At 59.8% G+C, this 8,962-nt stretch carries 4 protein-coding genes; 2 read left to right on the forward strand and 2 right to left on the reverse strand.

Annotated elements, in window-relative coordinates:
* Positions 1-287: 287 nt before the first annotated feature.
* Together M8J74_RS43125 and M8J74_RS43130 are read right to left on the reverse strand one after the other, a co-directional pair.
* Complete coding sequence (locus tag M8J74_RS43125) at positions 288-692, reverse strand: hypothetical protein (RefSeq protein WP_249841623.1); 405 nt, start codon at positions 690-692, stop codon at positions 288-290.
* 53 nt (positions 693-745) lie between these two features.
* Positions 746-2,818 (reverse strand): ATP-binding protein, encoded by a 2,073-nt coding sequence (locus tag M8J74_RS43130; RefSeq protein ID WP_249841624.1) that lies wholly within the window; start codon positions 2,816-2,818, stop codon positions 746-748.
* A 2,194-nt stretch (positions 2,819-5,012) separates the two neighbouring features.
* Here M8J74_RS43130 and M8J74_RS43135 point away from each other — a divergent pair.
* Positions 5,013-5,612: a hypothetical protein gene (locus M8J74_RS43135; protein WP_249841625.1), complete on the forward strand. Its 600-nt coding sequence runs from the start codon at positions 5,013-5,015 to the stop codon at positions 5,610-5,612.
* 401 nt (positions 5,613-6,013) lie between these two features.
* Complete coding sequence (locus M8J74_RS43140) at positions 6,014-8,779, forward strand: restriction endonuclease (RefSeq protein ID WP_249841626.1); 2,766 nt, start codon at positions 6,014-6,016, stop codon at positions 8,777-8,779.
* Positions 8,780-8,962: the final 183 nt, after the last annotated feature.

Genomic DNA, 8,962 nt, shown 5'->3' on the forward strand with positions numbered 1-8,962 from the left:
CGACCTCTTCGTCCCGAAGCAACTTGGGTGGGGGCTGTGTCTTGGGCTGGCGGGGTGCTCACCTGCGCTGATGATCCGTAGACGTTCACGCTCGTCCGCTGCTGTTCGTCGGCGTTGTCACGCAGTTAGACACTCACCCCTGACCCTGTCCAACTTCCTACAACTCTTGCTCGCCCTCCTTTTCAACTCCTTCGGTTATCAAACTAAGCGGGCGAGTCGACGCTGTGAGAACGGGTTTCACCTCAGGCGGCCATGAAGAAGTTCGCGTGCGGCATGGCCTGCTCGGCTCAGCCGAAATGCAGATCGCCGTTGATGACGCGGGTCTGGACTACCGGACCGTTTATGTCGCCACCGCTGACCGTGTTGTGTACGCCGCCCGAGTCGTGGGCGGAATGCGCGAGCAGATCCCGCAGTCGCTCTGCTGACGCCGGGTCGTTCAGCAGCAACAGGAGCAGTCGCGTACGCCACTGGTTCGCGATTTCGTTGAGAGTTTCTTCGTCGCCGCCTTGAGCGGCGACGACAGCGACCCGAGTCGCTTCGAGCTCGGACGCTATCGTTCCTGATCGCTCCTCTTCCTGGCCGCGGAAGAGCGCGGTGACACGCCTCTTGATCGTGTCCCATGCGTCACTGGCCATCAGCTGCATGATCTGTGTCGCGCCTGAAGCGGCCAGTGCGGCCAATTCTGCTTCCATGTCTCCCCCTGGGTTTGTGGTGCTCTCTGCGCTGAGATGCTATGCGGGTGTCGTCACTCGAATCGGTAAAGCAGGTCGCGTACCTCAGATGCCAACGAATCCTCCAGGAGCTCCAGAAGGCGTAGTGCCTCCGTGAGGGCTGCTCGGGCCTCAGCTCGATGGGTTCGCATGCGAACTCGCCCCAGTTCGAGGAGTGAATAGGCCAGACCGGGGCCGTCGTCCACCCTGCGCCGGAGGTCGATGGCTTGTCCATACCAGTCCGCGGCGGCTTCGAGATCGTGAAGGTGACTGCTCGCGTCGCCCAGTCGATGAAGGACATCTGCTTCCAGCAGCAAGTCACTGACTTCTCTGGTCAAGGGAAGCGCGGCCAGGCAGAGGTCAAGCGCTTGCTCCGGTCTGTTTAGCGCAATGCTGAGCCAGCCGAGTTCACTCAGGCTGACCGCCTCGGCGCGCCGATCCCCCTCGGAGCGCTGAAGGTCGAGAACGGCCATGCGCTGCGTATAGGCCTCCTCGTGGCGACCCATAAGGCGTAGGGTCCAGGCGAGGTTGCTGAGGGCAATGTTCTCCCAATGCCGGTCGTTGATCGCCCGGCTGAGTTCCAACGCGGCCGTGAAGTGCTCGGTTGCCTCCATGTGCCGCCCCACCTCGCCCTCCGCTCCCCCAAGGCAGATTAATGCCCAAGTCTCCGCCCATGAGTCCCCGCTCGCGCGCGCTGCCTGAACTGCGATCACGGACAGGTCGCGCCGGTAGGCATGGTGGTGGCGAACCACGAGGTAGTAGATGAGGGCAATCGGAATCTTCCATGCCATTTCATATTCATGTCGCTCCGCCGCCTGCTTGACCGCGGCGGACAGGTTGACGATTTCCGCATCGCACCAGGCAAGTGCCGCGGCGTGATCGTCGAAGGCAACCCGACCAGATCGGGGGGACCTGCTATCCATGGGCACATGCTGGCGCTGCGGGGCCAAGAGCCGGTCCATGTGATCGCAATGCTCGAGGTAGTAGCGGAGTTCGCGGCGCACAGCCGCGTCGCGTTCGGTTGCCGGCTCATCGGAGAGGACGCGTTCCTGAGCGTAGTCCCGAACCAGGTCATGGAATCGGAACCGCCTGTTTGTCACTTCCTCCAGGAGGTTGTCCGACTTGAGGGAGCGCAAGAGGCGTGTGGCCTCTCTGTGCGTCGTGTCGAACAGCGCAGCGGCTGATTCGACCGAGAAATCCGAACCTGCATGCAGGGCGAGTAGTCTAAAGGCGCGTGCCTTGGGCACGTTGAGTCCGTCGTACGACCATGAGAGCACCGTCCTCATCCCCATTTCCTCGTCCGGGCTCGACATCGCCGAGAGCCGATCGCTGGTGTTGGAAAACTCTTGGACCAAGGACCTGATATCGCTGGGATCATGAGTCTGCTGGGCGGCGATTCGCACGGTTAGCGGAAGACTGCCGCACTGCTTGATCAACTCGGCGACCTGTTGAGTCTCAGATTGCCCACACAAACGGTTGAATAAGACAAAGGCGTCACGATGATGCAGTGGACGCACCCTGATGGAGCCGGCGCCCTCAGTCACCTGCAAGGTGTCCAGGTCATTGCGACTGGTGACGATCATGAAACATCCCGGAGCGCCGGGTATCAGCGGTGTAATCTGCCGCGCGTCACGGGCGTTATCGGCAACGATCAGCATTCGTTTTCCGTGCAGTTCGGAGCGAAACAGTGCAGACATGGCGTCCACGCTCCCCTGGAGTCCCTCCATCGGAGCGTTCAGGGCCAGGAGGAAGGAGTACAACGCTTCCTCTGGCCGTTGAGGGGAACGGGCATGGAAGCCACGCAGGTCGGTGAAGAGCTGACCGTCCGGAAACTGCCCTGATATCTGGTGAGCCCATTGGACGACCAGCGCGCTCTTGCCCACCCCTGCCTGTCCTGATACGACGACGAGGCCGCTGGCCTGACGTACCAACGCATCCAGCCGCTCGGCCTCCGGGATGCGGTCCGTGAAGTGGGTCGCTGCTCGAGGGAGCTGACGGGGCACCGTCTTAGGGGCAGTGATCTTCGGGCTCACGTGGATGTCTCCGTTGATCACCCCTGCCTGCACCACGAACTGCGCCTGACCAGAAAAATCGTTCTGTTTCCCCACAGGCTGGCTCCCCCTCGGCGTGGTTCTCGCTCAGTGCATGCCCGTGCAGGTGGCATGGAAAAGCTAGCGAATGGAGGATGCCGGCAGAACCAGGCGACCGCGTGAGGCCGCTGAACTCCCTGTCACTCCCTGGACACGATGGCGGTGTGCCTCGAGGCGGCGCTGATCTACCAGCACTCCGCCGACGAGCCCCATGAGGAGGTCGCCGCCAGCCCAGATGCCACTGGGGGCAGGGGATGCGTGGCGGCAGCCGGAAAGGTCCCGGCTGAGCTTTCCGGAACGGATTTGGCACGACCACTGATCACAGCGGACAGCAAACGGTCCAGGTTGCTGTCCTAGGCCGGACCTCACCATGGAGTGAGTGACGCTAATTGAAACGACTCTCAGCTTGGGAAGCTGCGGGCATTCCGGGCCTGTTCGGGCGCTGACCTGGGCGGACGGCCGGTGAGCGGTATCGTCCGGCCTGGCCACTTTCACCGTGATTCCCCGCTGTTCCCCGCTCGATCTGGTGCGCTTGTGGTGCAGCCATGATTCGCGCACCACGGCCGCACCTTCGATCCGTAGCTCTACAGAGACCGGTCGTTGGAGGCCATGCAGGCTGCGGTACAGCCCCGTGGTTGTCAGTGAGGGACCTTGCCGAGTACTGGCGTTGTTGTACGTTGCTGCTGAACTTCGAGCATGCGCCGGGGGGCCGCGATGGATGAGCGCACGTACGCGATCATGGAAACTATGAGGTCTGCGCAAGCGGACACGATGGTGCGCGCCGTCAGGAAGGCGGTCGACGACGACCCCGGCATCTCCGGGCGTGAGGTCTTGGCCCTGCTTGAAGAACTGGCCCACGAGGCTCAGGAGCGCGCCACTGAGGCGATGGCTGACAGTGAGCCCGATCGGGACACATGCGCTAAGTGTGGGCAGCCCATCCAGACGGACTCCCGGGACCGGGAACGTTGGTTGCACAGCTCTGATGGAAGCCGCGGCTGCCGAGCAGCCACCTTCGACCGAGAGAACGGCTGGAACGACGACATCCCGAGGTCTTGGATGGCTACCCCCCGTCGGCGTCACCCCTGAGGGGCAAGTGACTCTACGGCCCGGCGTATCCGGTTGGAAACGGAACAGACCCGCACGCTTTCCAACTGTGGTGGTGGCTCTGAGGGCCTTGGACGGGGGCGTTCACCTGCGTTCGTGGGCGATCGACCCCCTGGGCGGCTACCGTCTCCGGTCCCGTCTGAACGGTCGTGAACGGCGCAGAATGAGACGGAAAATGAGACGGCCGGTCATGCCCATCCAACACGCTGATGGGCAAACGGGCAGGCCAGCGTTGAGAGTCCGAGTCGGAGTTCTACGAGCAGGGGCGCTTGTCTGCGGTCCGAACAACTGTCGTGTGTGCCACCGCTGTCACTCCTTGCGGCGGCCCAACGAAGATCGGCAGACCTTCGGCAGTGAACACGTGATTCACGACGTCCGTCACCCGCTCGTCGAGGCGCCACAGGATGAGTTCGTACTGCTGTCCCTCTGGACTGGCGGCGTTGCCGACCTGGAGGGAACCGACAGTCCAGCCGCTGCCGCTGGCGTCTGGTTGGACCTGTCGAGACAAGTAGTACCCCCGGTTGCCGACTCCATGAACCACGAGCCACAGTGACCCGTCTTTCGGTACCTGGCCGGCGCCCCGGACGGAGTGGAGACAGAGCCCGATCCGGTCCGCGTCACCTGGCATTGCGATCGAGTACTCCGTAGGCGCTTGTCTGGGCGATGAATGAGTCGCGAGGTACGTGACGTAGGTGCCTAGGCTGCCGAGAGCCAACGTCGCGATCCCGTACGTAACCGTCCAGATGTTCATGGTCAACCAGGCAGGTCGTCGCCAGGCCATGTTCCCCCCTACTGACACGTTGGACAGACATTAAGGGGTACTACTGAAGTTTAGTGACAGTCTGACCATATTTGATTAGTTGTACCTTGATAACGAAGATAAATAGGCGTTATTGATCCATATCGGTTGCGCTGCTGACAGAAGATGCCATCGCTCTCAGCTTGGGAAGCCAAGCGTATTTGGGGCTTGTTACGGGAGTGACCTGGGACGGAGCAGAGTGGGCTGCGAGTGGGCGATCGCCTGGTTCCCCGGTGTTTACCGCGGTTCCTCGCACGGTCTGGCACGCCTCTGGTCACCTATGCTCTTCCATCCCTCAAAATGATGCCCATGAATGTGGACATGGCGACGGCCCTTGTGGGCTTCGGTGGCGCGGTCTTGGGCGCGGGAGCCTCACTGGCAGGGACGTGGCTTACCCTCCGGAAACAGTCGGAGGATGCTCGGGAAGCGCGCAGATACGAGATCGGCAGACTGGCAGGTGAAGAGGCCCTGACGACGCTACTCCAGCTACGTGAGTACCTGGAGACAGTAACGGTGCCGACAGGGCCGATCAGTCCGGATCCGTGGGAGGAGCAAGCTAGGGCGTCATTGACCAAGGCCGCTGTCGCCATTGGCCGCATTCCTGGTCAGGCTCTGCCCGAGCGAATCCAGAAGCCTTACGACCTGGCTCGCGCCTATAGGTATGCCGGCCCCCGGCACCCCTTGCGTGTCCGGTGGGTGCGCCTGATGGTCGAGGACATGATCAGCGTGTTGCTCGAACACCTACGCCAGGAAGAGCTTCCCAAGGTGAGCCGCAACGTCGAGCAGTTCCAAGAGACTTACGACCGTAGGAGGGAAGCCGAGCGTCGGGACTATGAGCGTTTGCGACGCGAGGCCTTCGATGACGCTGACCCTGACTTCACCCCAGATGACGCGCCTCTCGGGCCGTAACAATCCCTCGGTACCGAATCACACAGCATGCTTTCCAGCTGCGGTGCTGGAGCGGCGAGGTGCGTGCAGGGCCGTTCAACTGCGTTCGTGGGCGCGCCGCTCATGGGCTGCGGCCGACTCGTGGTCTCGCCTGAACGACCGTGAAAGGGGCTGAATGAGACGGAAACTGAGTCGGACAGCCATCACGGGTTTCCTGATCGCGGGAGTGGGAGTACCTTCACGCTCACCGCGGTTCCACGTGACGGCACCTTGCCCGCTGGGTGTAGCCGCCGGGGACGCCAACTGCACATCCTCGCAGACCGCTGCCACCGAACAATGGGCAAAGGGCACGCGAACACCTGTAGATCATGCCAGACTGACCTACGCGTCATGATCCGCTGAGGAACTACCCGGGGGTAAGGGTGCGTATCGCCTTTTTTGATGCTGAGTCTGATGAGCTCACTTCGCAGCAGAAGGGGCGTCTATTCGAGAAATTCACTGCTCGTGTTGTGGAGCTATGCGGATACAGGGATGTCGTAATCAGGGCAAAGAGGGCGAGCCTCGAATATGACATTGAGGCGAATTCGGCCCTTCATGACCGTAAGCTTTATGGTGAAGCGAAGGCTCATGAAGCATCAATGTCAGGTAAAGAGGCTAGCGCATTCGTTGGAAAACTGCTCCCTCTGGCGGTCGGTACTGGCGGAATTGATGGGCTGTTTATCTCTACCTCTCCTTTTACTCCAGAGGCAGAGGATTACCTGAGAAGCCTCTCATCCGCCGGAGCTAGCATTGCGGGGATTAGTCTCAGAACGCTGGCGGGGAGCCAGATTGCACAGTTCCTAAATGAGGGGAATATCTGTATCTCGGAGGCGCAGCTGCGCGAAAAGGCTGCGGCAGTTACAGGGCTTGCCCCGTGTGATGCGTGGCTTACGGTCGCAGACAGGGGTGACTTCTTCATCGTCACTCTTGGGCAAAGTGTTATGTCCACTGCCGCGAATTTCGCAGCCTTTTCGCTGACAGGTGATTGGATTTCGCTCAGCAGTGGAGAGGCTCGGAGGCTGGCTAAGCAGATCTCGGACTTGGAGGAACTAAGGTTCGTTTCGCCGCAAACGCCCGAAGTGAAAGTATCCGGTGATGCTCAAACGCTTCCGACCGTAGTAGCCGGCTCAGGTTGGTTTGATTATAAATTCCCTAGTCCGCCAGAGTGCTTTATTGGGCGAGAAACTGCTCTGGTAGAGATCGATAAGTTTCTGACTGAAGTCCGGGGAGCCGAGACATCGCTCCGCGCAGCACAAGTGCTCAGCCGTTCCGGCGTAGGAAAAAGTTCGCTCCTGCTGAAGGTTGCGGCTTCTGATCGCGCAATTTGTGCCGTCACTGTAGATGGTCGGAACCTAAGAGTTCCCTCTGACTTGCGTCTTATTGCTGCTGAACTGGTTGAGCTGGTGAATCAAATCGGAGACCCTGCTATCGCCCTCCCGGTAAGTCAGGATGCTATCCGCCAGTCGTTCACATCGACGGGTAGCTACCTGCGAGATTCAGGCCAACTTGCCCTAATTCAAATTGATCAATTCGAGGCTCTTCTGTCTAGACCGGCCGTGTTCCAATCCGTTCTAGACCTCCTCATTTTTTGCACCACCTTGAGTCTCCCTATCGCCTGGATCATGGCTCGTAAGAATGATTTGGCTGCTACCTACGACGAAAGTGCTGCAATCGACCTATCCCAGATGAACGAGCTTAGTAGGGCTATCAAGCTGGATGACTTCAGTCCGCCGGAAGAGCAGGCACTTCTAGATCGGCTCGCCGTGGAGCTGGGGGCACCTGTTTCGCAAACCCTTTCTGAGGCCCTCCTTACCTTCTCTGCCGGATTTCCGTGGTTGCTCAAGCGCGTGTGCGCCCACGTGCTTAGCATGAGCCGTGAAGGAGTGACGCAAGCAAACCTTAGTCGCGGAGGACTGCGTGCGGAGGACCTTTTCAATGAGGACCTAGCTGGCCTGGAAGAAGGAGACAAGGCACTACTTAAGACGCTCGCTGCGAACATGCCAAATACGGCCAGTGAACTCGCACGGCGCCTAGAGGGGGAGGTCTCTGTTCAGCGACTCACGCAAAAACTCAACGAATTTTTGGGCCGTAAGCTATTGCGACTCTCAGGTGACGTATATGACACCTATAATGACGTCTTTAAAGCGTACCTGCTAACGGATCGGATTCCATTCCAGACTCGCTTTGTATTTCGAGTGACGCCCGGCCCTGCTTTTGCTCTCCTCCCCAAGATTGTGGAGGAGGGGCCGATGGATATGAGCGTTTTCACTAAGCGTGTGGGCGGGAATGCAATTGCTACATACAATAAATTGAGAGAGCTTCGGCTCTTGGGGTTCTTGGATCCGCAGCCGGGGCGGGTGGCGCTTTCCCCTGAGGCTTCTGCCGCTCTGGAGAGTGACAGCCTAGGGGACTATCTAAGGCGGGCTCTTCGCAGTAACGCTCTAGTTGGTCGACTCCTGGATCTAGTCGCCAATGAAGACTCGATTACTTTCGATGATGTTTCGGTCATGCTCCAACGTGAGTTGCCGCACATTAATGTAAACCCTAATACGTGGTCATCCTATGCCAGTATTATGGTCAATTGGGTCAGGTATGCGGGAATGGTGGATGTCGAGGGCGACAGGGTCCGATCAAGAGAGTCTGCGTCGGATGAGCTCCTTCTGCGGCGTGAATTCACCCGTGGAAACTTCTCTTCTGGTACTTTTCTTCCATCGGTTCGGCCGAAACTCGTTCGCTCTCTCTTGGTATTCTTGAAGGGCGACTCAAAGACGCTAGAGGACGTTCGGTCGGAGTTCGGGCCGAAGTACAGTGCTTCGCTAATCCGAGACTCGCGCGCACTGGGGCTTATTGATGATCACGAGGAGTCTGTTGGACTTTCGGCCCACGGGAGAGCCATCCTCGATGGAGGCGACGTGACTGAGCAAAGAATTGCTTCCCTCTGTCTTGGTAAGCCCAATGTTGCGGCAATCCTCTCGGCTGCCGCAGATGGACCGGTAAATTTCGAGAAGGAGCGAGAGGTCTTGGCTCGGTTTGGTAACGCTAACTGGACCGAGGGTACCTGGAAATGGCGCCTTGGCATTCTGAATTCCTGGCTCGCGGCTTCAGGCCAGGCCAAGGCAAGTCGGGTCGGGGTGCGCCTACAGCCGTGACGGGGCATGCAAGGTCGGTGGAACGGCTTTGGGGTGGCGCTGCTTTGGCGCGAGTGATCATGGCCCCGTAAGCTTCCGGCGCGTCGGGCAGTCTGTGGACCTGCCCGGTAAAGCACGACGTTGGGGCCATGATCTGCGAGGCTCGCGCCAAAGTGGCTCCGTAACTGCCTGTTCTCTATCCGC

Origin of the sequence: Streptomyces panaciradicis, from assembly GCF_023516615.1 — a bacterium.
GTDB classification, from domain to species: Bacteria; Actinomycetota; Actinomycetes; order Streptomycetales; family Streptomycetaceae; genus Streptomyces; species Streptomyces panaciradicis.